Here is a 22320-nt window from a genome sequence, read left to right on the forward strand (position 1 = left end):
AAGACGGTGTCGGATGCCGCGGCTCTCGCCCCGCAGGATCCGGCCTCGCACTACCGTGGGCGGCATGACCGAGATCCACGCTGAGGGCTTCACCACCGCCGACCTGTATGACCAGCGGGGGGACGAGCTGCAATCCGTCTCGCTGCAGCTGCTCGACCTGGGAGGGCGGGCGCGTTTCAGTGGCCCCATCCGCACGGTGCGCTGTCACCGCGACAACGGGCTGGTGAAGCAGCTGCTGAACTCGCCGGGCGAAGGCGCCGTGTTGGTGGTCGACGGCGGCGGTTCGCTCGAGTCGGCGCTGATGGGCGACCTGATCGCGTCGGCCGCGGTCGAGAACGGCTGGGCCGGTGTGGTCATCAATGGGGCGATCCGCGATCGCGCGGTCGTGGCCACGCTCGACCTGGGGGTGAAGGCGCTCGGAAGCAACCCGCGCAAGAGCGCCAAGGACGGCGAGGGCGAGGTGGATGCTCCGGTCGAGTTCGGTGGGGTGGAATTCGTGCCGGGCCGCACACTGTGGAGCGACGAAGACGGGATCCTCGTCGAGCATCCCGCTGGGTGAGTAGACCCGCCAGGACTCCGCTGGTTGAGTAGGCCCGCCAGGACTCCGCTGGTTGAGTAGGCCCGCCAGGGCCGTATCGAAACCCGGGCACCCCTACGCTCGCTACTCACCCTGCCCTGCGCGAGGATGGTCAGATGGCTTCTCTCCTCGATGACCTCGCCGAGATCCTCCCCGCCGATCAGCTCCGCACGGGTGATGCGGCTCTCGCCTACGATCGCGATCTCTCCGACGGCACGGGCCATGGTGCGCCCCTCGCGGTCGCGCTGCCGACCTCGACCGAGCAGGTGGCGGCGCTGGTGAAGGCAGCGGGGCGGCACGGAGCGCCGATCGTGCCTCAGGGTGCACGCACCGGTCTCGCGGGCGGCGCCAACGCGGTCGACGGATGCCTCGTGCTCAGCCTCGAGCGCATGACCCGCATCGTCGAGGTCGATGTCGCCGACCAGGTCGCGACCGTCGAGGCGGGGGTGCTGACCTTCGACCTCGCAACGGCGGCCGAGAAGGTCGGACTCTTCTATCCGCCCGACCCCGGATCGTGGCAGACCTCCACCATCGGCGGCAATGTCGCCACCAACGCGGGCGGCATGCGCTGCGTCAAGTACGGCGTCACGCGTGACTTCGTGCGTGGGCTCACCGTCGTGCTGGCCAGCGGCGACGTCGTGCGCACGGGCCGCCGCACCGTCAAGGGCGTCGCGGGCCTCGACCTCACGTCGCTCATCGTCGGCTCGGAGGGCACGCTCGGCATCGTCACCGAGGTGACGGTGGCGCTGCGCCCGCGGCCGGCCGAACCCGTCGGCGTGCTCGCGGCGTTCAGCACCCGCAAGGCGGCGCTCGCCGCGGCCGACCTGATGGTGGCGTCGGAGCGGCGGCCGAGCATCCTCGAGTTCCTCGACCGGGACAGCGTCGCCGCGATCAGCGCCTTCGACCCGAGCGCAGTCCTGCCGGCGGATGCCGAGGCGGTGCTGCTCGTGCAGTCCGACGAGCCGGGCCGCACGACGGGCGACGCCAACGAATACGCGGCCATCTCGACGTTCTGCGGCGCCACGACGGTCGAGATCGGGCGCGACCGGGCCGGCGTCGACGCGCTCATGCAGGCGCGCCGCTCGCTGCACGGTGCCATGCGGGCCGTCTCCGGGGCGAGTCTCAACGAAGACGTCTCGGTGCCGCGCTCCCGCCTCGCCGAGCTTCTCGACGGCATCGACGAGATCGCCGAGCGGATGCGCATGCCGATCGCGACCGCCGGGCACATCGGCGACGGCAATCTGCACCCCATCGTGGCGTTCGACCCGGCGGATGCGACATCCGTCGGTCTGGCCAATGAGACCTACCAGCTCGTGATCGGCCTGGCCGTGTCGCTCGGCGGCACCAGCTCGGGGGAGCACGGCATCGGCACGCTCAAGCGGGCGCACCTTGAGGCGGAACTCGGGCCGGAGCTTCGCGCACTCCAGCGCGCGGTCAAGCACGCCTTCGACCCGGAGGGCCTCCTCAACCCGGGCAAGAAACTGTGACTACGCCACCACGGGGATGAGCCGCGAGTCCTCGAGCGCGGCCTCGCGGTGCACGGCGATCCGTGCATACTCGGGGTCGTTCGCCATCGCCACGAACGCGGCGATCGACGGGTAGCGCACGAACATCACCGTGTGCCAGTCCTCCTCCGCCGGCCCGATGACGGTGCCGTGCGCCGCCCCCATGACGACCACCTCCGCACCGATCCGGGTTAGATACTCGCGCGCATGCTTTCCGTAGAGCGCATACGCCTCCCGCCCGCTCAGCTCGCTCGACTCCGCGTCGTAGTGCGCCTTCTCGCGGAACCTCAGCAGGTTCAGCATGAGGAACGGGGTGTCGTCGGGGATGCTCTCCAGCGCCGATCTGAGCACGTCGGGTCGGATCTCGAGGTGGGCCATGCGGGTCTCCTGCTCGTCGTCGAGTGTGGGTTCGCCCACGCTAGGGGGTGGCGGGTGCGGCATCCGCAAGTCTGTCGTCGCTGCTGCAGTCGACCGCCGCTGGGTGTGAATACGTTGGAGGGATGACCAGCGCCGCCGTGCTTGGATGGAACCATGACGGATGCTGACCGCTACATCGAAGATCTCGCCCGTTTCATCGCGGCCTCGCCGTCGAGCTATCACGCTGCTGCGGAGGCGGGCCGTCTGTTGGAGGCGGCCGGTTTCACCCGGCTCGACGAGTCGGCGGCGTGGCCGAGCAAGGCGGGCAAGCGCTTTGTGATCCGCGACGGTGCGATCGTGGCGTGGGTTCAGCCGGCGGGGGCGACGGCGACGACGCCGTTCCGCATCCTGGGGGCGCACACCGATTCGCCCGGGTTCAAGCTGAAGCCGAACGGCGGCAGCTCCAACCAGGGCTGGAAGCAGGCCTCGGTCGAGGTCTACGGAGGGCCGCTGCTCAACTCGTGGCTCGACCGTGAACTCGAGTTCGCGGGCCGCTTGGTCACCCGCGACGGCCGCGAGCATCTCACCCGCACTGGACCGTTTGCCCGCATCCCGCAGCTGGCGATCCACCTCGACCGCGGCGTCAACGACGGCCTCAAGCTCGACAAGCAGCAGCACGTGCAACCCGTCTACGGCGTCGACACCGACGGCGGCGACATCCTGCAGGTGCTGGCGGATGCCGCGGGCGTGAAGCTCGCCCAGGTGGCCGGTTTCGACATCCTCACGGCCGACAGCAACCCGCCCGCCCGTTTCGGGGCGGGGGAGCGGCTCTTCGCTGCCGGCCGCCTCGACAACCTCAGCTCGGTGTTCGCGGGGCTGCACGCGCTCATCAACGCCAAGCCGGTGAAGGGCCACGTGAGCATGCTCGCGGCGTTCGACCATGAGGAGTTGGGCTCCAACTCGCGATCGGGCGCGTCGGGGCCCATGCTCAACGACATCCTCGCGCGGATCGGCAGCGGGCTGAAGGGCGGGGCGGAGGACCGCCGCCGCGCCTACGCCGAGTCGTGGTGCGTCTCGGCGGATGCGGGCCACGCCGTTCACCCCAACTACGCCGAGCGGCACGACCCCAACAACCGCCCCGTGGCGGGCGGCGGCACGCTCCTCAAGCTGAACGCCAACCAGAAGTACGCCTCGGATGCCCACGGTTCCGCCCTCTGGTCGAGGCTGTCGGATGCCGCGGGCGCAAGTGTGCAGCCGTTCGTGTCGAACAACACGATGCCCTGCGGTTCGACGATCGGCCCGCTCACGGCGACGCGGCTCGGCATCCGCGTGGTCGATGTGGGTGTGCCTCTCCTGTCGATGCACTCGGCGCGCGAGCTGGCGCATGTGGACGACCTGTGGGCGCTGGCACGCACGACGGGCGCGTTCTTCGCGGGACGGTAGCAGCGGCGGGCAGGCCACGCCGACGTTGCGGTGCTTTCTGCACGTTGCGGCTGCAGCGGCGCCAGCAACGCGCAGAAAACACCGCATCGCCGGCGAGCGGCGGGCGAGTGGTGCCTACGCCGACACCTCGTCGAGCCGCGCCACCTGCTCTGCGGTGAGCTCGAGTCGAGCCCCCGCGACGAGGGCGTCCAGTTGCTCGACGGTGCGCGCGCTGGCGATGGGGGCGACCACGGTCGGCTTGCTCCGCACCCACGCGAGTGCGACGGACGCGGGCGCCACGTCGACCTCGGCCGCGACATCCGCCAGCTCGTCGACGATGCGGAACGCCTGCTCGCTGGAGTATCCGCCGAGCGTGTGCGAGCGGTCGACACCATCGAAGTCGGCCGGCTTGCGGTATTTGCCGGTGAGCATGCCGGCGGCGAGCGAGAAGTAGGTGAAGACGCCGAGGCCGTGCTGGGCGGCGAGCGGCGCGAGTTCGCTCTCGAAGGGCTCGCGGGTGAGCAGGTTGTAGTGCGGCTGCAGGGCGATGGGGGCGGCGAGGTTGTTCTTCTCTGCGGTCTCCATCCACTCGGTGATGCGTGCGGCGCTCAGGTTGGAGACGCCGATGGCGAGCACCTTGCCGCTCGTCACGAGCGCGTCGAAGGCGGCCGCGATCTCCTCCATGGGCCGCTCGGACTCGTCGTAGTGCGCGTAGTAGAGGTCGATGTGGTCGGTGCCGAGCCGCTCGAGGGACGCCTCCGCGGCGGCGGTGATGTTGGCGGGGGAGAGACCCTTGTACTCCGGATGCGTCGACACCTTCGTCGCCACCGTCACACTGTCGCGGTTGCCCCGCCGCGCCAACCAGCTGCCGATGATCTGCTCCGACTCCCCGCCGCTGTGCCCGGGAACCCACGCGGAGTACCCGTCGGCCGTGTCGATGTGGTTGCCCCCGGATGCCACGAACGCATCCATCACGGCGTGCGACGTCTCCTCGTCGCTCGTCCACCCGAAGGTGTTGCCGCCGAGGGCGAGGGGGAAGGTGTCAGAGAAGGGATTGCTCATGCCTTCCATTGTGTCGCGGGCACCTCAGCGCGGGTTGAGTGGGCCCGCGCAGGCGGCTGAAGTCAGACTTGCATGAGTGCTTGACGCCGTAGGGCGGCGCAGATTCAGGCGGCGAACTGTTCGAATCGAATGGCGAGGGCGTCAGCCGATGGCAACTCGGACTTCCGGTGCGGCAAGTTGAGTGCCCGTCCGTGCATGTCCTGGAGTCCGTGGCGAAGCATTGGCCCGTCTACTTCATCGAGCAAGTCATTGTCGATGTGTACCCGGTAGTCGGGGGAAATCCCGAGTAAGTTGCGGTCGTACGCGGCGTGATGAATTTTACAGAGCGCCAGCCCATTCGTGACGCTCGCGAAGCCCGTAGCTTCATGATCAGCAATGATGTGCGCAGCATCTAGCAGTTCAAGGTGGCGCAGAGAACAGATCGCACAAGCGTCGCTGTAGGCGTGCATCACTTTGGCTCGAAAAGCGGGCTGGTGAAGTCGGGCCTTGACAGTTCGTTCTGCGTATCGGCGCTGGTCGACCGACATCGTCGCAGGGTCACCGAAGAAGCGCAGCGCCTCGTCCATTGCGATGGTGAAGACTTCTGCAGTTGGATCGTCGGCGACCACGTACACCGGATAGTGGGCCGCATACACTCCTCGGCGGAGTGCTTCGAAGTAAATGAGTGGATCCTGTCCGAAGAGCGCTGCTTTTAACTTGAGATTGTCTGAGGAGCCGTTGCTGCGGTAGTCATACTTGACGAAGGTACTGGTGTCCAAGACATCGTTGTAGGGGCTTTTCAGGCTCGTCATGATGCTCAGCGTCGCGGAGAATGTGGCCGGATTTCGGATGCCGCGGCCCCGGTCGAGCAGCGGCAGTCGGATGCCGTCGTACTCGTAGCTCGACAGCTCTTCGCGCGTGTATTCATACTGCCCGCGGTCCAACTTCTGATCGAGCCATCGGAAGATGTCGTGACGGATTGTGAGCTGCTTCTCTCGGCTATACACGATGCAGTTCTATCAGCAAGCAGCGTCCAGAGCGCTAGCCCCGTTGAGCGAGGCGGTTCTGTCGGACGCCGCGAAGAAGCGAGGCGAGCGGAAAAGCCGATGGTTCAGAACTTGTCGACCGACGACAGCAGGTCATCTGGCCGGTTCTTCTCCATCCAGAGTTGATGATCCCGAAGCGCCCGGGCCACGCCGATGCGAATCACGCCGTACAGCAGGAGCAGCGTCAGTGCCGGCACGACCACCCACACGACGATTGCATAGCTACCCAACATTTCGGCGAACATGTCCATCCTGCAATCGTGGCAGTAGCGCTTGGGCTGCGAAGCCCCCATTTCGCGCGAGGGCGCAACGGAGTAGCATCCGACCCAACCCGAAGAGGAGCACCGCATGGTCCCCGAAATCAACTGGCTCGCCGTCATCGTCGCCACCGTCGCGACGATGATCATCGGCTCCGTCTGGTACATGCCGCAGACGTTCGGCACCTGGTGGGAGAAGGCGGCCCGCGTCGAGCGGAACCGCAACGGGTTCATCGCCATTGCCGTGGGCATCGTGGCGGGGTTCATCACGTCGTGGGTGCTCGCCGGAGCGGCTGCGATCGCGCACGAGTTCTACGGCGGCAGCTTCCTCCAGAATTCGGTCGTGACTGCGATCATCCTGTGGTTCGGCCTCACCGCCGTGCGCCTCGCGACCCACGACGCGTTCGAGAACCGCCCGGCCAAGCTGACCCTCCTCAACGTCGCCCACGAGCTCGTCGTGTTCCTCGCGATTTCGCTGATCATCGGCCTGTTCGGCATCAGCGCAGCATGAGCGACGTGACAGACCCGAACCCGTACAAGCGGATGCCGCAGGCCGGCGATTCCCTCGGGGGCACGCCGGAGCACACCGCCGAGGTGGGAGTCGCCGACGACGGGGTCGTCGACTGGGGCGTCGACGGCGGCGACGGGGACTGACGGGCCCCTCCGCAGTCACAACAGCGCGGTGTTTTCTGCTCAGCGCGCGGATCCAAGGCGCCGCGTTGTGCAGAAAACACCGCAGTGTTGTGGTGGAGGGGTGGGGGGACAGCCTCAGCTCAGCGGCGCGAGAGCCCGCCGTCCGGGTCGGGCTCGCCCTCCGTGGCGACCGTGTCGCCGGCGCCCTCGACGGCCTCGAAGTCGACCTGGTTCTCGTCGTCACTGAAACCCGCGTTCGGCTCGATCAGCCCCGGGCCCTCCTCGCCCGCCGGCGAACCCTCGACCGTCTCACCTGCGACGGCGTCGTTCGTCACCGTCTCCTTCGACTCGCGGGCCGCGTCGATCGGATCGTTCGGCTGCGGGTCGGATGCCGCAGGCTCAACCTCATCCGGAGACCCCTCCTGGCGGCCCCCGTCGACGTTGGGCGTCTCGACGGTTCCCGCCCCTGTAGGGTCGCCCGTTCCCTGCTCGAAGGGGTTGGCGTCGGCGCCGAGATCCGACGGCTCGCCGCCGACGTTGCCTGTGCTGTCGATGTTGGCGTCGTTGCTAGTCATGCCGCACACGTTAGGACGCAGCATCCGCGGCTGCCCAAATGTGGAGCAAAGGCACAGCGTGATCTAGAGGCACAGCCGCTCAGGCCCGGTGCTTCGGCCCGCTCCGCGGAGGCGTCTCGTCGCCGGAGGCGGGAGCGGGTGTCTCGTCAGCGGGACCGGCCGAGGAGACGTCGCCCTGCTCGTCGACGACAGGGTCGCCGAAGCCGGGGTCCATCGCGGGCACGTCTGAGTCGCCGGGCGTGACGGTGTTCTCGACAGGGCGGCCCTCCGCGGAGCCGCTATCCCCGGAGCCGGCAGCGTCGGATGCCTCGTACCGCCGCATCCGCGACTCGCGCGCGTAATCGGCGCCGGCCGTCTCCGCATCCCGGTCGGGGTGGCGTTCGGGGCTGGCGGCGGATGTCTCCGCGGGCTCGGACCCACTGCCGGGCGCTCCCGCATCCTTGGAATCAACCGAGGGGATGTCGGGCGTGATGCCGTAGTAGCGATACAGCTCGGCCTCAGCGTCGGGGCTCAGCGCCTCGTCGGTGTCGATTCTCGGGGCATCCTTGATCGTGTCCTTGTCGTAGGGCAGGTGCAGCACCTCCCGGTCGAAGGTGGCGCGATCGAGCGGCACGAAGGTCTCGTGACGCCCGAAGAGGCCCGTGTGCACGGTCGCCCAGTTTGGCGCGCCCGTGTGCGGTTCGACGAAGACCTGGCCCACGGTGCCGATCTTCTCGTCGTCGGGCCCCACGGCGGGGGCGCCCATGATGCTGCCGACGAGGGTGTTCTCGATCATCGGCCGAGTCCTTCCCGGTCCACGCGGCGGTGGAAGCGCATGCCGGCGATGCCGCCGAGCACCGCGCCGCCGAGCATGGCGAGCGCGAGGATGATGGCGGTGACGATGCTGGCGACCGTGACATCCGCCTCACCGAGCGGCAGGCTCGGAACCGACTGGATGCCCGACAGCAGGTTGAAGGCATCGCCCGTGACGGCGGCGATGATGGCGACGACGACCGCAATGATGAGTGCCCACACGAAGACCATGAGGCCCTGCTTGGCGCCGTCGAAGCGCGCCATGCGCCCGGCGACGTAGCCGCCGCAGTAGTACGCCACGAACATGACGACGATGAGTGTGATGGCGGCGACGAGGGCGACCGTGTCGGCGTTCTCGGCTGCGGCGTCGGCGGCATTGTTGAAGCCGACCTCGAGGCCGAAAAGGGTCAGAAGGCCGGCGGCGAGACCCGTCAGCAGCACACCCGTGCCGACGGCGGCAAGCCAACCGAAGAAGGCCGAGCCGACCTTGATGCCGCCGAAGCGTTCCTCTTCGCGCTCGAGCACCTCCTCACGGAAGGTCGTGCGATTGCCCGCGGGCACCGCGGCGGGGGTGGCGGCGTCGTGCCGTGCCGTCGTCTCTGGGGTCGTGTCGCGGGCCGCTGCGTCGCGGGCGGCCGCATCCCGTGCGGCCTGGTCGTTTCGTTCCTCCGGCGTTGTCATTGTTCGCCCTCCTCAGTGATCCGGCGTTCGTGTGCCTGATGGTTCAGGGTCTACGCCAGGGCACCTGAGTCTTCAAGGGGAGAACGGAGTGATCGTCGCCTACTGCTTCTCCGGTGAGCGCCAGTCGTCGCTGAGGATGTGCGAGCCGCCCTGCGGACCCATCTGCAGCATTCCGCCGTCGACCACGAACGATGCACCGGTGACGTAGGCGGAGTGTTCCGACGCGAGGAACGCGATGACGGATGCCACTTCCCGAGCGTCGCCGGGACGGCCGAGGGGGATCCCCGGCCGCTGCGTGCCCCGCGGGTTCTCGTCCTCCTGCCCCGTCATGGGCGTCGCGATCTCCCCGGGTGCCACCGAGTTGACCGTGATGCCGTGCTGGCCCAGCTCGATTGCGGCGGTCTTGACGAGCCCACCGAGGCCGTGCTTGGCGGCGTCGTAGGCGGAGGAGCCGACGCGGGGCGCGTGCTCGTGCACGCTCGTGGTGGCGATGATGCGCCCGCCGCGGCCGGCAGCTACCATCCGTCTGGCCGCCCTCTGGATGCACACGAATGCGGCGTCGAGGTCGGTCACGACGACCCTGCGCCAGTCGTCGTAGGCCATGTCGAGGAGGGAGACGGCGGCTCCTGTGCCCGCGTTGTTGACGAAGACGTCGACGCCACCCAGCTGCTCGGCGAGGCGGTCGATGACATCCCCGCACCCGGGCACGTCCGTCAGATCGAGGTGCTCGACGACGGCGTGCTGCCCCAGCGAGCGGACTTTCTCCGCCGTGCTCTGCGCTCCGGCCTCGTCGCTGTGCCATGTGATGCCCACGTCGAGGCCTGCCCGGGCGAGGGCGACCGCCGTCGCCTCGCCGATTCCGGAGTCGGATCCCGTGACGATGGCCGTCTTGGGGGCGAAATGCGTTCCGCCGCTGGTGTCTGCGCTGTTGCTGTCTGGGCTCATGCGGCTCACGCTAGGTCGCGGCGGCTGCGCCCGTGCTGGAAATTCCCTCCGCATCCGCCCCAGCAGCGGCCGCGCGTCGTAGCGTGGCGCCCATGACTACCGAGACGATGCTCAAGACACACCCTTCGGCGGGTGCCAACACGGCAGATCTCGCCGCCGTCATCGACGACGTGCTCGCCTGCATGCAGGCGTGCCTCTCCTGTGCGGATGCCTGTCTGCACGAGGACATGGTCGCCGACCTGAGGCAGTGCATCCGCACCGATCAGGACTGCGCCGACATCTGCGAGGCGACCCTGCGCGTGCTGAGCCGACAGGGCAGCACCGACACGAACATCCTCGCCTCACTGCTGTCGGCGTGCGTCGCCGCCTGCGCCGCGTGTGCCGCCGAGTGCGAGAGCCATAGCGACATGCACGAACACTGCCGGGCCTGCGCCGAGGCCTGCCGCCGCTGCGAGTCGAGCTGCCGGCGGATGCTGGAAGACCTCGGCTGACTTCCGGTTCCCGCGAGGGGCGCAACAAAACCCGACCTACGATTGAAGGGTGACATCCCCCGCACCTGCGCGCCTTGAGCGTGCCTTCGCCCCGCTCATCGTCTTCGCCCTCGTCGCGGGGCTGGTCTCTGTCGGCCTCGACATCTGGCAGGACCTGAGCGGCTTCGGCGCCGGTGTCCTCCCCCTCGCGGGTCTCGGCCCGGCGGTCGGCGCGCTGGCGGGATGGGCGGCCGGGCGGGGCACGCTCCGAGACCTCATGCCCGCGCCCGTGGGGCAGCGCCAGGTCGTCGCACACCTCGTGCTGGGGCTTGTGGCATCCGCCGTCTTGGTGGGGCTGCTCTTCGCGGGAGTCGCCCTTGCGGGCGTTGATTGGCCGACCACGGATGCCACCCCCGATGCGATCCCCTTCGGCATCACGATCGGCGGGGTGATCGTGGCGGCGGCGCTCCAGGAGCTCGGAATCCGCGGTTTCGCCCAGCCGATCCTCGAGCTCACGGGAAGCCGACTCTTCGCGACCGTGCTCATCGGGCTCGTGTGGGGCTTCTGGGTCGTGCAACTCTTCCCGATGCAGAACACGGCACTCACGGTGGGCGCTGTCGTGCTCGCGGTGGCGGCATTCGCCGTGCTGCTGGGTTACCTCGGCAATGGTTCTGTCGGCCAGCGCCTCGGCGTCGCGATCCTGGTACACGCGATAGTCGCTTCCGCCCTCACGGTCGTCACGGGCGGAGGCGTCGTGACGCAGCCGGTCGCGCTCGCCTTCCTCGCCGCGAGCGTCGTGACGACGCTTGTCTTCATGGCGATGTTCGTGGTGGCTCAGCGCCGCCGCGCAGCCCGGCGCCTCGCCGCAAACGACGACGCCGCCGCACAGCTCTAGGCTGCACGGCGGCGTAACGGTGGTGCGACGGGGCTAGACGCGACGGTCGCCGTCGTAGGCCTCGTCATCGTCCTCGTCTGCCTCGATGCGCTCGTCGGGGTCGATCGTGGGCGGTGCCGTGATCTCGGGCTCGTCCGTCAACTCCTCCTCGCGCTCATCCTCGAGGTTGGGTTCGTATTCCAGGTTGGGTTCGTTCTCCCGCGCCATCGACGCCTCCTTCTAGGGGGAACCGACCGGATGCTCGGGGCCGAGATCCTCGGGGTCCGACTTACTCGGCTCATCGAGGTCCTGATTGAGGCGACCGGGGGCGGCCGCGAGGATATCCTCGCCGACGGAGTCGTCGTCGGTGTCGCCCGTGGACTCCTCGGCCTGGGGCGCCGTGCCCTCCGTGTAGCCGGGCTTGTCGCTGCCCTCGGCGGGCTGCTCGGGGTGGGGTGTGCGATCCATCATGTCTCCTCCTCCTACGTTGCCCTCTGGAAGGGGGCCTGGCTCCATGTCGTGCGCCGTCGTCACTCGCTGGCCCCGGACGAGTGCTTCCGGGTCGGCGGGCGAACGGGTCACGTGGGGTGGCACCGTGCCGAACTCGGCCAGCCACTGTCTCTCCGTCTCGCTCGGTTCGCCGGTAGCGGTTGAGCCGGGGGAGAGGGCGCCGAGGGGTGCCTCGGCGCGGTTGTGGCGGTCGTGCTCGTGGTTACTCATGCCGCCACGATAGGCTCGCCGGTCGCTCGCGAGGGGGAATACTCAGTGAAGGTTCAGGCCGTTCGGCGCCTGGCGCTTGTCAGTTGCCGACCCAGGCCGCGGCGGTCTCGCGGAGCGGTTCGAGGGCTGTCACGACATAGGCGGGGAGGGCGTCGGGCGCGAGGCCGACCGCAAGCACGATCGCGACGACGACGGCCGCGTTGGCGAACCACCCGATGAGGGGAGCCCATCCCGCACCCACCTCGCGGCGCACGCGAAGCGTGCGGACGATCAGGTACACGGGCGCGGTCAGCATGGCCCAGGCGGCGCGTGCCGGACGGTGGTGCCCGTAGTCGCTCAGCCGCGTCGAGTCCTGCTGCGCCCACAGCACTCCCACCAGCCAGGGGAGCGCGAGCACGCCGAGCGCGGGCAGCGACCACGCGTCGAAGAGCGCGAGCGCCACGAAGGCGGCGAGGGCCCCGAGCCAGGGCGTCACGGTGAGGAGCCAGACCGAGATGGTGCCCCAGTGGCGCGGCGTGAGCTGCTGGCGTTCGGCCGCTCGGGCTCGCCCCACGGTGGACCATTGGGGCGCGACATCCGCCCGCCGTTCGCCGTGGCCGGCCCAGATGTCGTCGTCCTTGTCGTCGGATGCCTCGAAAGGGGCGGGTGCCGGTGCTGGCGCCTGGTTCTCCGCCTTCTCGCGGCGCTGACGGCGCGACATGAGCGTCGACTCGAGCTCGTTGTCGGTTGTGACGGCGGTCGGCGCGGCACCCGGTGTCGTGGCCTGCGCGGCGTGGGCTTGGGCCTGCTGCAGTTCAGCGAGGCGCTGCTCCTCGGCGAGGGCCTGCTGTGCCTGGAACTGCCGGTCCCATTCCAGCCGCGCAGCCTCCTGCCGTGCGAGCTCGGCGCGGTGCGCCTCGTCGGCTGCGCGGGCGGCGTCTTCCTGCTGCTGGCGGGTGGCGAAGGCGAGGTCGGGGTGCACCTCGGCGTGAGGAGGCTGTTGGCGGTGCGGGGTGGTCGAGGTCGCGGCATCCGTCGCGGTCTGGCCGGGGTAGTCGGATGGGGCGAACCCGGATGCTGCGGCGGCGGGTGCCGACGATGTGCGGCGATAACCGGGGGTGGCGTCTGCGCCTCCCGAGCCGGAGACGAGCGAGGTGCCCTTGAGTAGGTCGAGGGCGTCGCCGTACTGGGGCGTGTAGTGGGATGCGGCGGGAGCGCCGGCACCCATGGCGGGCCAGGGGATGGCGGGCTGCGCGTCGACCTCCGCCTCCGTCCGCGCGGGCTCGGTGCGGGCGGCGTAGGCGGGCACCTGTGTCACGAAGGGCTGCGGCGTGGCCTGTGCGGCCACTCCAGAGGCCGGCTGTGCCGTCGTCTGCTGGGAAGCAGGCTGGCGGGCGGCCGTCTGCTGCTGCCCCGTGTGGAGGCTCTCGCCGTTGTGCTGGGCGGCGGGCGCGAATCGCTCCGCGGCGGCCTGGGTCTGGGCGGCAGCGGCCTGGGTGCTCTCGTCGGCGGCGCCGAGGGCGAAGCGCTGTTGCACGCGGGGTGCAGGCGCGGCGGCGGCAGGGGCGGCGCTGCCGGGCAGTGGGGCGACGCTCTCGGTCCATGCTTGACCGTTCCACCACCGGAGGTGTTGGCGCGTCATCGGGTCGACGTACCAGCCTGCCGGGGCGGCGTTGTTGGACGAATCCGTCATTTCAGCACTCCCGCGTTGCGTTCCAGCCTGCCGGCGGCCGCATGGTCTGCCGCCTCCGTAGGGGAGGTATCGGGTTGCCAAAGCTTAGCGCACAGTGTCCTCATTTCGGGGGACATGTCCCCCGTTCCCCGTGGCCACTGTGCCCCGCGTCCCCCTGCCGCTATCCAATACCATCCGCGGGGTGTTTGACCACCCCTCGTGCGGGGCTGGTGCCGCCGACGGTGCCGAATGGATAGACGAACGGCGACTCGCCGGGAGAAGCGGATGCCTCACCCGGCGAGTCGCCGTATCACCGATGTTGCGCGAACCGGCCGCGGAGCCTACTGCAGCACCGAGGCATCCGTGCTGTTGTTCCGGAGCGTCACCGCCACGCCGTCACGCGCATCGATGGAGGCGCGGCCCGTGCTGCCGACCGAGTTGCCCTCGATCGTGACGGTGCGGGGGGAGGAGGTGAGCAGGATGCCGTTGCCGCCGCAGGCGGAGAACGACGAGCCGCGCACCGTGATGGTGCCGCCGCCGACGATCTGCAGGCAGTCGCCGGCCCCACCGAAGCCTTGCACGGTCGTGTCGGCGATTGTGACGCGCTGCGCGCCGCGAATCTGGATGCCGTCGCCGCCCGTGCCGTTGCGCAGGGTCGAACCCTTGACGGTTGTGTCGGACGAGGTGAGGTACATGCCGACGCCCTGCGCCCGCACGCCGTCGAGCACGGTGCCCTTGGCTGCGCTCGTCGTGGCGAGGCCGTTGCGGGTCTCGATGCCCGTCCATGTCACGTAGGGCGTGGCGAGCGTGAGCTTGCCGAAGCGCGTGCTGTCGACGCCTGCGCCGCGCACCGTGACGGGTGCGCTCGCGGTTCCGCCCGCAGCCTGGACCGTGGGGGAGCCGTAGTCGCCCGCGAGGAGCGTGACGGTGTCGCCCGCCTTTGCGCGGCTCATGGCCGTGCTGAGCGTGCAGGGGGCCGCGGCCGTGCAGGTCGTGCCGGTGCCGCGCGGGCCGGCGGTGAGGGTGCCCGTCGTGGGCTGAGGCGTGGGCTGAGGCGCGGGCGCGGGCGCGGTCACGGGAGGCGCGGGAGCCGGAGCCGGAGCCGGAGCGGGAGCAGGCGCGGGAGCGGGAGCCAGAGCAGCGGCTGAGCTGCGCGGCGAGTGGGCGCCCGCGATGCTCGGGGAGACTGCCTCACCGTCGATGTCACGGGCGGCAGGGGTGATGCTGGGGCCGCCCGAAATGGTCGCCTGTGCGGCATCCACCAGGCGCAGGTCGCCCGCGGAGACGTTGACAAAGCCAACGGTGCCCTGGCGGTTGCCCTTGCTGCCGAGCTGTGACGGCTGGGCGCACATGGCGGAGTTCCAGCGCGAGACGACCGTATTGGTCATGGGGCTCTTGCAGTCGTAGAGGAACTCGACGAGGTTGCGGTCGAAGACAAGCCCTGCGGTCGCTGCGATGCGGGTTGCGCCGTTCGTGATCGTGTTGTTGCGGATCACCGTGCCCGTTGCGGTGGGCTCGCGGGCCTCAAGGGTGGCTCCGCCGCGGCATCCGGGCTTCGCGACGATGCAGCCCTGCAGGAAGTTGGACTCGACGACGATTCCCGAGCTGCCCGTGCCGGCGCCGGGGGAGACGATGAAAGCCGAGTTGCTGCAGTTGCGCAGCTTGTTGGCGCGCACCGTGACGTTGTGGCTCTCGAAGACCTGCACGCAGTCGACGTGCGTGTTGTTGCCGGCGACCTCGTTGTAGTCCCGCACGGTGTTGTTCTCGATGAGCACGTCGCGCGCCTCCTTGATCTGGATGGCGTCGATCGCGGTGCCGTTCTCGAAGAGCGAGCCCCGCACCGTCACGTTGCGGGCACGGATGAAGGAGCCGCCGCCGTCGACGTGCACGTTGTCGACCGTGGTGCCGTCGGCACCCCGCTGCACGTAGAGGACTGTCGTGATGCGCTGCCCCGTAAAGGTCACGTGAGGGACGGCGGTCTCGAGCCGGTCGACGGTCACGGAGCCGGACGTCTTCACGGTGATGGGCGCCGACGCGCTGCCGCCGCCCTTGGTGAGGCTCTGCGTGCCGTAGCTGCCCGCGAGCATGGTGACGGTGGCGCCATCGGGCGCGCTGACGACGGCGGTGGCCAGGGTGCAGGGCGCCTGCTGGGTGCAGGCTGCACCGCTGCCGCTAGGGGAGACGTAGAGACTCGAGGCGGATGCCGCTGCCGGGGCTGCCGGCACGATGACGGTGCCCGCGGCGAGCAGGCCGGCGCCGAGTGCGACGGTGGCGCGCAGCAGTCGCGAGCGAAGGCTGAGGGGCGGGTGGGCAGGGCGAATGGGCGTGGACATGCGTGTTCTCTGTGAGTGAGTGAGCGAGGAGAGGGAGGTGGGATGAGAGAAGGCCGTTGGGGCGGCCGAGAACGGTTTGCCGAGATCCGGCAAGGAAAAGCGTAGCAATAACCGTTCGTATACGGCGTAAAACACAGCATCTATACAGAATTGTCTGTATACGGAACGTTCACTATCTCGCGGGTCGAATCACTGCCCCATGTCGTAGCGCGCAAGCGCATCCGCATCGCGCGCGTATGTACCCGCGCTGCGTGCGATATCGAGCGCTGCGACCGGGTCGGCTTCCACCTGTGCGAGCACGAGCAGCCGCTCCGCCTCGGCGAGCCGGGTCCGCGCCTCACGCCCGACGCCGCCCCGCCGCCCCTCGATGAAGTCGTGAGTCACCGAGACCTGACTGCGCGCCGCCACCAGCGCACCCCGCAGCGCCTCCCTCGCCTGCGCGAGCCGCTGCTCCCGGTTCCGCGCACCCGCGAGCGCCGCATCCAACCGCTGATTCGCGTCCCGCAACTGCCCGAGCGCGCCAACAGGGTCGCCCTCGTCGAGCGACGCGAGACACGTCTCCACCTGGGCGACGGCATCGATGATCTCGGCGCCGCTCGCGGCATCCGTCGCGGAATCCCTCAGGGCACGCGCTTCGTCAAGAGACGCGCGGGTCGAGTCGATCAGCGTCTTCAGGGCGTCGCTCGCCTGCGTCAGTTGATCGCGCAGGTTCTCTATCGCGGTGAGCAGGTGGCCAGCCCGCCGCGCGTGATCCTCTCCCGCACGCAGCGCGTCGAGCGCGTGCGTCACCGCGGAACCGGATGTCTCACCCTCCGCACCGACGGAGAGCGCCGCCGTGTCGATCGACTCGCGCGCGTCATGCAGCTCGCCGCTCGCCCGGTCGAGACTGTCGGCGACGCTCGCGAGAGCGGCAGGACTGTAGTCCCGCTGCAGCTCCGCCAGCACCGTCTCGGCCTCGACCTCACGCGCCTCAAGCTCCGCCACGAGCCGGCGCAGGGTCGCGATCGAATCCGGCGCACCCCGCTCGGCCTCCCGCAACTCGTCGAAACGGCCTAGCTCCCCCTCGAGCTCCGTCTGCGCCCCCTCGCAGAGGTGGATGATGCGGGCCACCCACTCCCGCCGCTGCATGAGACTGTCCGGCACGTGGTCGTCGAGGCGCTGCTGCAGTTCGAACGCCTCCGCCAGTCGCTGACGTGCGGCGGACAGGGCGCCCTCGAGCCCTTTCGTGCGCTCCGCCCCGAACTGCGCGATCGCGAAACCGAGCTCGTCGCTCGCATCGTGCACCGCGTCATCCGTGCGCAGCAGCAGGATGCTTGCCCGTTGTGCCTCCGCCGCATCCCGGTCCGGCACCGCCACGGGTGCCCCCGAGCGCAGGGTGTGGAGAGCCGCCCCCGAGTGCCGTCCGCGGCGGAACAACACGGCGAAACCCGTGGCCAGTCCGAGCGCCAAAAGCACCAGGACCGTGACAAGACCGATCACCGCGACATCCGCGACACCCATGGGCTCCACTGTATGGGCGTGCTCTGGATGCTGCCGGTGACGAGCCCCCGCAGCGGACTTCATGTGCCGGCGAACCCGCAGAAACCCGCCCCGCCTACCGGGAATTCGGGGGAGAGACGCTTAAGGTGGGCGCTGTGTGGCCTGCCAACAGACAACCGGAAGACGACGACCTCATGGATGAGGTCGACAATGGCGCTGCCCGCGTGGAACTACAGGTGACCGCGCCGCACGCCCTGAGCCTCGGCGATCCCCGATACTCTGCCGCCAACATCGCCGAGCCCACATGGGCCGGATGGCGCGACCAGCTCGCGACCGTGGGCGGCCCGTCGCCCCTCCTCCACTTCATCGACACCCCCCGCAGCCGCATCGAGCTGAGCACGACGCACCCCGGCGGCCTCGCCCAATTCATCACGGGCCAGAAGACCCTCCTGTCGAGCCTCATCCGCGATGACCTGGCACTGCGTTCCGCCCGCGTCGCGGCCGGGGAGATCGCTTCGAAGGCGCTCGAGCTCTCCACCTCACGCGGCATCGACGCCGTTCACCTCGGCATCGGCATCTGCGAGTGGAATCATGAGGATGTCGGCTATCGCGCGCCCGTGCTGCTGCGCCCCCTCGCGATCCGACGCTACGGCAAAGACTTCGAGATGAAGCTGCTGGGAGCCCCCTTCCTCAACCCGGACCTCGCCCGTGCCCTCGAGGAGCAGCACGGCGTGACCCTCGACGCCGACGCCTTCGTGGCGCTCGCCGAGCAGGATGGCGCCTTCAAGCCCAACACCGTGATCGACCGCCTCCGCGGCCTCACCTCGCACGTGCAGTGGTTCAATGTGCAGCCGCGCCTCGTTGTCTCGACCTTCGCCTCGGTGGGGGAGCGGATGGTGGCGGATGCCTCGCAGCTCGAGCATCCGATCCTCGACGCGCTCGCGGGCAACCCGGGCGCCAAGTGGAGTGTCGGCGAGAGTTTCAGGGCTGTCGAGCCGCAGCATCCGGATGACCGCGCGCCCGAGACCGACACGCTCCTCCTCGACGCCGACGGTGAACAGGAGAGCGTGATCGCGCAGATCGCCGCGGGCAACTCCATCGTCGTCAAGACCCTGCCGGGCACGGGCAGCACGCAGACGATCGTCAACGCGCTCGGTGCCCTCGTGCACCAGAACAAGCGGGTGCTCGTCGTGAGCCCCCGACGCTCCAGCCTCACGGGCATCACACAGCGTCTCGCCGAGATCGGCCTGCCCGGCGTCGCGGTCGCCCCTGCAACCCTGCGGCGCGACCTGGTGCGCGCGATCTCCCGCAACGAGAAGGCGAGCTCGCCCCAGCTGGGCGAGGTCGACGACGCGCTCGTGCGTCTGCGCAAGGTGCTGCTCGACTACCGCGTGGCGATTGCGAGGCGCGATCCCGTCATCGGCATCTCGGTGCTCGACTGCCTCACGGAACTCTCCCGGCTCGCGCTCCTGCCCACGCCGCCCTCCACGACGGCACGGCTCTCGCGCACCTCCGTCGAGCGGCTCATGGAGAACCGCAAGGCAGCAGCGGAAGCAATGGTGCAGGCCGCCCGACTCGGCGAGTTCCGATACGGGCCGGGCGACTCGCCCTGGTATGGCGCCAACTTCGCCACGAGCGAGCAGGCGACCGCCGCCCACATGCTCGCCAAGCGACTCTCGGAAGACGAGGTGCCGCGCCTGCTCGAGCGCGCGACCGACCTCATCAGCTCCACCCACATGCGGCCCTTCGGTTCGATCACGGAGCTCGGTGCGTACCTGCGCCTGCTCACCGATATCCGCGACACCCTCGACAAGTTCCAGCCCGTTGTCTTCGACCGCTCGCTCAGCGAGCTCATCGCGGCAACGGCACCGCGGCGGGATTCCCCCGAGATGTCGGGCGCCAACCGACGTCGTCTCAAGAAGCTTGCGCGGGAATACCTGCGCCCCGGCGTCTCGGTCGGTGACATGCATGAGAGCCTTGTGCGCATCCAGCAGCAGCGACTGCTGTGGCAGCGCTACGTGCCCGCGGGCATCCCCCCGAAGGTGCCGGCCGGCATCTCCTCGGCGCAGGTGCTGCACCAGCAGATCTCGCAGGACCTCGCCTCCCTCGACAAGCCGCTCGGCACCGGCTCGGCCGAGGAGGAACTCGTCAACCTGCCCATCCCCGAGCTGCTCGCCAAGCTCGCGGCGCTCGCCGCGGATTCGGATGCTCTCGCCAACCTCCAGGAGCGTGCTGCCCTGCGCACGACCCTCCACGACCTGCAGCTCGAGCCGCTGCTCGTCGACCTTTCGGAGCGGCACGTGCCCGACTCGCAGGTCGCGGCGGAGCTCGAGCTCGCCTGGTGGAAGTCGGCGCTCGAGTCGATGCTCGAGGGCGATCGCGCCCTGCTCGGCGCCAACACGGGTGTGCTCGACCGGCTCGAGGCGGACTTCCGTCTCGTCGACGAGGCGCACGCGGCGGGCAGCGCCCAGCTGCTCGGTTGGCAGCTCGCCGAGAACTGGAACCTCGCGCTCGTCGACTGGCCAGAGGAGGCGGCCCAGCTCAAGCGCATCCTGCGCAGGGAGCGAGTCACCTCGGAGCAGCTGCAGGATGCCGCTCCGCACCTTTCGCGCACGATCGCGCCCGTCTGGATCGCCTCCCCCTACGAGGTGGATCGCATCACCGACGCGATGCCCTTCGACACCGTGATCCTCGTCGACGCGGGCGCGACGACGCTCGCCGAGACGGTCGGCGCCATCCGTCGCGCCAAGCAGACCGTCGCCTTCGGCGACCCCGTCACGCAGACGCCCTCGCCCTTCCGCATCGGCCTCACGGGGGAGACCCCGCTCGACGCGCAGCGCGAGGAGTCCGACACCGACCTCGACGATGCGCACGCCGACTCGACCCTCGCTCGCCTCGGCACCCTCCTGCCGACCCTCGCGCTCACCCGCAGCTACCGCGCGGGCGGCGAGGACCTCGCGGAGCTCGTCAACCGCCGCTTCTACGCGGGTCGCATCGAGTCGCTGCCCTGGGCGGGCAGCTTCCTCGGCCACGGCAGCCTCCGCCTGGAGCACGTCAAGCACGGCAGCGCGCTGCCCGACGAGGACTCGGGCGCGGTCGAGAGCCCGGATGCCGAGGTCGACCGGGTGGTCGAGCTGGTCATCGAGCATGCCAAGACGCGACCGCACGAGTCCCTCATGGTCATCACGGCGAGCGAGAAGCATGCGGTGCGCGTGCAGCAGGCCGTGCTGGGCGCCCTGCCGGGGCGCAGCGAGCTGAGCGAGTTCGTGCTGAGCGACCGTGCCGAGTCGTTCACGGTCGCGACGATCGAGCAGGCGGTCGCACAGAGCCGCGACCGCGTCATCTTCTCGATCGGCTACGGCCGCACCCCGCACGGTCGCGTGCTGAGCGACTTCGGCTCGCTCGGGCGCCCCGGGGGAGAGCGGCTCCTCGCGGTCGCAATGACGCGCGCCCGCCGCGGCATGGTGATCGTCACCTGCTTCGAGCCGGAGGACATCGACGAGTCGCGCATGGAACGCGGTGCTGTCGCCCTCGCTGAGATCCTGGCCGACGCATCCGCCCGCACGGCCGCCGACTTCGTGCCCGACGACAGCGACCCCATGCTCGTCGACCTCGCCCGGCGCCTCGAGAAGCGCGGCCTGCGGGTCGCGCTTGGGCATCGCGGCAAGCTCGGGCTCGTGACGTCGCATGAGGGCAAGTGCCTCACGATCGAGTCGGACTCGGTCCTCCAGGGCGCGAGCCTGCGCGAGTCCCTGCGCCTGCGGCCAGAGCTCCTGCGCCGCCTGGGCTGGCACTACATGCGCGTGCACTCCTTCGAGCTCTTCAACAACCCGGACGCCGTCGCCGACCGGGTCGTCGCGATGCTGGGCGCCGGCCGAGGCCCCGTCACCGAGCCGATCCCGGTCATCACCTCGGCGTGAGCGGCGAAGCATCCGAGCAGGATGAGGCGACGGATGCCGCGGCGTCCGCAGCGGGTGGTGGCTCTGCTGGGGGCGGTGACTCCGTTGCGGGCGGCGACTCTGTTGCGGGGGCTGGTTCTGCCGCGGGTGGTGGCTCTGCCACAGCATCCGCACCCCCGCCTCGGGCGCGGGTGCGCCGTCGCGTGACGACGGAGCCCGTGCCCGGCTCCGACCCGAAGCCACTGCCGGAACCGCGCCGCCACGCCGAGGGTGAGAACGACGAGCGTCTCAGGCGCGACAAGCCGCCCCACTGGGGCTGAGCATCCCGCCCAGTCACAACGATGCTGTGTTTTCTGCACGATGCGGCATTCCGAGAGTCAGCATCGCGCAAAAAACACCGCATCGTCGGTGCCGGAATGGCGCAGCCGTCGACAGTGCGGTGTTTTCTGCTCAACGCGGTCTTCGCGGAGAACGCGTTGAGCAGAAAACACCGCGCTGATGGTGTCAGGCCAGAGTGGACGTGGCGTCCTGAGCAGAAAACACCGCGCTGATGGTGCCAAGGTGAACGCGGGCCGCCGGTCTCTCCCTGCGGCTACTCCGGCTTCGGCGTCTTCGGCGTGCCCGCGGCATCCTTCGCCAGCAGGTCGCGGATCTGCTGCAGCAGCTCGAGCTCGGTGGGCGGCTCGACTGACTCGGGGGCGCCCGCGGCCTTGCGCGCCTCGGCCCGCTCGCGGAACTTGTTCATGGGGAACACGAACACGAAATACACGACGGCCGCGACCAGCAGGAACTGGATGAGTGCCGCCGCGATGGCCCCGAAGCCGAGCACGGGCTGCTCCTCGGCCCCGCTGACGTTGGGCAACGGCACCTGCCACGCCTTGGCAAGCGACTCTGCGTTGAACAGCGCCCCGATCAGGGGGTTGAAGAGGTTCGTGACGATCGAGTTCACGATCGCGGTGAACGCGGTCCCGATGACGACGGCGACGGCAAGGTCGATGACGTTGCCGCGCATGATGAAGTCTTTGAAGCCCTTGAGCATGCGCTCTCCTCCTGAGGGTCCGCG

General features: G+C 69.5%; 23 protein-coding genes. 9 read left to right on the top strand and 14 right to left on the bottom strand.

Features of this window, described 5'->3' with window-relative positions; genetic code table 11:
- Positions 1–64: 64 nt before the first annotated feature.
- Positions 65–559 (top strand): ribonuclease E activity regulator RraA, encoded by a 495-nt coding sequence (gene rraA / locus OH146_RS10730; RefSeq protein WP_265160328.1) that lies wholly within the window; start codon positions 65–67, stop codon positions 557–559.
- A gap of 134 nt (positions 560–693) precedes the next feature.
- The gene (locus OH146_RS10735) at positions 694–2064 is read left to right on the top strand and encodes an FAD-binding oxidoreductase (RefSeq protein ID WP_265160330.1); all 1371 of its coding nucleotides are present in this window, start codon (positions 694–696) and stop codon (positions 2062–2064) included.
- Here OH146_RS10735 and OH146_RS10740 read toward each other — a convergent pair whose 3' ends face one another.
- Positions 2065–2499, bottom strand: a complete 435-nt coding sequence (locus tag OH146_RS10740; protein ID WP_265160332.1) for a DUF1330 domain-containing protein — start codon at positions 2497–2499, stop codon at positions 2065–2067.
- A 114-nt stretch (positions 2500–2613) separates the two neighbouring features.
- Here OH146_RS10740 and OH146_RS10745 point away from each other — a divergent pair, with 114 nt between their 5' ends.
- The gene (locus OH146_RS10745) at positions 2614–3882 is read left to right on the top strand and encodes a M18 family aminopeptidase (RefSeq protein WP_265160335.1); all 1269 of its coding nucleotides are present in this window, start codon (positions 2614–2616) and stop codon (positions 3880–3882) included.
- Positions 3883–3996: 114 nt separating this feature from the next.
- Here the strand turns inward: OH146_RS10745 and OH146_RS10750 are convergent, their stop codons facing one another.
- The 3 genes from OH146_RS10750 to OH146_RS10760 form a co-directional block, all read right to left on the bottom strand.
- The gene (locus OH146_RS10750) at positions 3997–4923 is read right to left on the bottom strand and encodes an aldo/keto reductase (protein ID WP_308214956.1); all 927 of its coding nucleotides are present in this window, start codon (positions 4921–4923) and stop codon (positions 3997–3999) included.
- Positions 4924–5027: 104 nt separating this feature from the next.
- Positions 5028–5909 carry an HNH endonuclease gene (locus tag OH146_RS14000; RefSeq protein ID WP_265160342.1) on the bottom strand — a complete coding sequence of 294 codons (882 nt, stop codon included), beginning with the start codon at positions 5907–5909 and terminating at the stop codon, positions 5028–5030.
- A 104-nt stretch (positions 5910–6013) separates the two neighbouring features.
- Positions 6014–6199 carry a hypothetical protein gene (locus OH146_RS10760; RefSeq protein ID WP_265160344.1) on the bottom strand — a complete coding sequence of 62 codons (186 nt, stop codon included), beginning with the start codon at positions 6197–6199 and terminating at the stop codon, positions 6014–6016.
- A gap of 97 nt (positions 6200–6296) precedes the next feature.
- Between OH146_RS10760 and OH146_RS10765 the strand changes: the two genes are divergently transcribed.
- Both OH146_RS10765 and OH146_RS10770 read left to right on the top strand, forming a co-directional pair.
- Positions 6297–6716, top strand: a complete 420-nt coding sequence (locus OH146_RS10765; RefSeq protein WP_265160347.1) for a DUF1761 domain-containing protein — start codon at positions 6297–6299, stop codon at positions 6714–6716.
- Positions 6713–6859, top strand: coding sequence for a hypothetical protein (locus OH146_RS10770; protein ID WP_265160349.1), 147 nt, complete (start codon positions 6713–6715; stop codon positions 6857–6859). The genes OH146_RS10765 and OH146_RS10770 overlap by 4 nt, the downstream gene beginning before the upstream one ends.
- A 119-nt stretch (positions 6860–6978) precedes the next feature.
- Here OH146_RS10770 and OH146_RS10775 read toward each other — a convergent pair whose 3' ends face one another.
- The 4 genes from OH146_RS10775 to OH146_RS10790 form a co-directional block, all read right to left on the bottom strand.
- Positions 6979–7413, bottom strand: coding sequence for a hypothetical protein (locus tag OH146_RS10775; protein WP_265160352.1), 435 nt, complete (start codon positions 7411–7413; stop codon positions 6979–6981).
- Between the two features lie 79 nt (positions 7414–7492).
- A complete protein-coding gene (locus OH146_RS10780) occupies positions 7493–8188 on the bottom strand; it encodes a hypothetical protein (RefSeq protein WP_265160354.1) in 696 nt (231 codons plus the stop codon).
- Positions 8185–8886, bottom strand: a complete 702-nt coding sequence (locus tag OH146_RS10785) for a hypothetical protein (protein WP_265160356.1) — start codon at positions 8884–8886, stop codon at positions 8185–8187. The genes OH146_RS10780 and OH146_RS10785 overlap by 4 nt, the downstream gene beginning before the upstream one ends.
- Positions 8887–8985: 99 nt before the next feature.
- Positions 8986–9831 (bottom strand): SDR family oxidoreductase, encoded by an 846-nt coding sequence (locus tag OH146_RS10790; RefSeq protein ID WP_265160358.1) that lies wholly within the window; start codon positions 9829–9831, stop codon positions 8986–8988.
- A 92-nt stretch (positions 9832–9923) separates the two neighbouring features.
- Between OH146_RS10790 and OH146_RS10795 the strand changes: the two genes are divergently transcribed.
- Positions 9924–10322: a four-helix bundle copper-binding protein gene (locus OH146_RS10795; RefSeq protein ID WP_265160361.1), complete on the top strand. Its 399-nt coding sequence runs from the start codon at positions 9924–9926 to the stop codon at positions 10320–10322.
- Between the two features lie 49 nt (positions 10323–10371).
- A complete protein-coding gene (locus tag OH146_RS10800; RefSeq protein ID WP_265160364.1) occupies positions 10372–11196 on the top strand; it encodes a CPBP family glutamic-type intramembrane protease in 825 nt (274 codons plus the stop codon).
- Positions 11197–11229: 33 nt separating this feature from the next.
- Here the strand turns inward: OH146_RS10800 and OH146_RS10805 are convergent, their stop codons facing one another.
- The 5 genes from OH146_RS10805 to OH146_RS10825 all read right to left on the bottom strand — a co-directional run bounded on the left by OH146_RS10805 (position 11230) and on the right by OH146_RS10825 (position 17379).
- The gene (locus tag OH146_RS10805; RefSeq protein ID WP_265160366.1) at positions 11230–11403 is read right to left on the bottom strand and encodes a hypothetical protein; all 174 of its coding nucleotides are present in this window, start codon (positions 11401–11403) and stop codon (positions 11230–11232) included.
- A gap of 12 nt (positions 11404–11415) precedes the next feature.
- On the bottom strand, positions 11416–11895 hold the full coding sequence (locus tag OH146_RS10810; protein WP_265160369.1) for a hypothetical protein: 480 nt from the start codon (positions 11893–11895) through the stop codon (positions 11416–11418).
- A gap of 79 nt (positions 11896–11974) precedes the next feature.
- Positions 11975–13567: a DUF2510 domain-containing protein gene (locus OH146_RS10815; protein ID WP_265160371.1), complete on the bottom strand. Its 1593-nt coding sequence runs from the start codon at positions 13565–13567 to the stop codon at positions 11975–11977.
- A 320-nt stretch (positions 13568–13887) separates the two neighbouring features.
- Positions 13888–15879 (bottom strand): right-handed parallel beta-helix repeat-containing protein, encoded by a 1992-nt coding sequence (locus tag OH146_RS10820; protein WP_265160374.1) that lies wholly within the window; start codon positions 15877–15879, stop codon positions 13888–13890.
- Between the two features lie 189 nt (positions 15880–16068).
- Positions 16069–17379, bottom strand: a complete 1311-nt coding sequence (locus tag OH146_RS10825; RefSeq protein WP_265160377.1) for a coiled-coil domain-containing protein — start codon at positions 17377–17379, stop codon at positions 16069–16071.
- A gap of 173 nt (positions 17380–17552) precedes the next feature.
- Here OH146_RS10825 and OH146_RS10830 point away from each other — a divergent pair, with 173 nt between their 5' ends.
- Positions 17553–21278 carry a DEAD/DEAH box helicase gene (locus tag OH146_RS10830; protein WP_265160380.1) on the top strand — a complete coding sequence of 1242 codons (3726 nt, stop codon included), beginning with the start codon at positions 17553–17555 and terminating at the stop codon, positions 21276–21278.
- Entirely contained in the window at positions 21275–21577 is a 303-nt protein-coding gene (locus OH146_RS10835) for a hypothetical protein (protein WP_265160383.1), read from the top strand. Before OH146_RS10830 ends, OH146_RS10835 begins: the two co-directional genes overlap by 4 nt.
- Before the next feature lie 272 nt (positions 21578–21849).
- On the opposite strand, the gene mscL is transcribed toward OH146_RS10835, so the two are convergent.
- Positions 21850–22296, bottom strand: a complete 447-nt coding sequence (gene mscL / locus OH146_RS10840) for a large conductance mechanosensitive channel protein MscL (protein ID WP_265160385.1) — start codon at positions 22294–22296, stop codon at positions 21850–21852.
- Positions 22297–22320 lie beyond the last annotated feature (24 nt).

Origin of the sequence: Homoserinimonas sedimenticola (assembly GCF_026094475.1) — a bacterium.
Classification (GTDB): Bacteria; Actinomycetota; Actinomycetes; order Actinomycetales; family Microbacteriaceae; genus Homoserinimonas; species Homoserinimonas sedimenticola.

Bases quoted from the DNA above. Each gene is read 5' to 3' on its own strand.
- OH146_RS10795 (WP_265160361.1), top strand. From the start codon at position 9,924: ATGACTACCGAGACGATGCTCAAGACACACCCTTCGGCGGGTGCCAAC.
- OH146_RS10760 (WP_265160344.1), bottom strand. From the start codon at position 6,199: ATGGACATGTTCGCCGAAATGTTGGGTAGCTATGCAATCGTCGTGTGG.
- OH146_RS10815 (WP_265160371.1), bottom strand. From the start codon at position 13,567: ATGACGGATTCGTCCAACAACGCCGCCCCGGCAGGCTGGTACGTCGAC.
- OH146_RS10750 (WP_308214956.1), bottom strand. From the start codon at position 4,923: ATGAGCAATCCCTTCTCTGACACCTTCCCCCTCGCCCTCGGCGGCAAC.
- mscL (WP_265160385.1), bottom strand. From the start codon at position 22,296: ATGCTCAAGGGCTTCAAAGACTTCATCATGCGCGGCAACGTCATCGAC.
- OH146_RS10790 (WP_265160358.1), bottom strand. From the start codon at position 9,831: ATGAGCCCAGACAGCAACAGCGCAGACACCAGCGGCGGAACGCATTTC.
- OH146_RS10805 (WP_265160366.1), bottom strand. From the start codon at position 11,403: ATGGCGCGGGAGAACGAACCCAACCTGGAATACGAACCCAACCTCGAG.
- OH146_RS10820 (WP_265160374.1), bottom strand. From the start codon at position 15,879: ATGTCCACGCCCATTCGCCCTGCCCACCCGCCCCTCAGCCTTCGCTCG.
- OH146_RS10780 (WP_265160354.1), bottom strand. From the start codon at position 8,188: ATGATCGAGAACACCCTCGTCGGCAGCATCATGGGCGCCCCCGCCGTG.
- OH146_RS10825 (WP_265160377.1), bottom strand. From the start codon at position 17,379: ATGGGTGTCGCGGATGTCGCGGTGATCGGTCTTGTCACGGTCCTGGTG.
- OH146_RS10810 (WP_265160369.1), bottom strand. From the start codon at position 11,895: ATGAGTAACCACGAGCACGACCGCCACAACCGCGCCGAGGCACCCCTC.
- OH146_RS10765 (WP_265160347.1), top strand. From the start codon at position 6,297: ATGGTCCCCGAAATCAACTGGCTCGCCGTCATCGTCGCCACCGTCGCG.
- OH146_RS10745 (WP_265160335.1), top strand. From the start codon at position 2,614: ATGACGGATGCTGACCGCTACATCGAAGATCTCGCCCGTTTCATCGCG.
- OH146_RS10785 (WP_265160356.1), bottom strand. From the start codon at position 8,886: ATGACAACGCCGGAGGAACGAAACGACCAGGCCGCACGGGATGCGGCC.
- rraA (WP_265160328.1), top strand. From the start codon at position 65: ATGACCGAGATCCACGCTGAGGGCTTCACCACCGCCGACCTGTATGAC.
- OH146_RS10830 (WP_265160380.1), top strand. From the start codon at position 17,553: ATGGATGAGGTCGACAATGGCGCTGCCCGCGTGGAACTACAGGTGACC.
- OH146_RS10770 (WP_265160349.1), top strand. From the start codon at position 6,713: ATGAGCGACGTGACAGACCCGAACCCGTACAAGCGGATGCCGCAGGCC.
- OH146_RS10775 (WP_265160352.1), bottom strand. From the start codon at position 7,413: ATGACTAGCAACGACGCCAACATCGACAGCACAGGCAACGTCGGCGGC.
- OH146_RS10735 (WP_265160330.1), top strand. From the start codon at position 694: ATGGCTTCTCTCCTCGATGACCTCGCCGAGATCCTCCCCGCCGATCAG.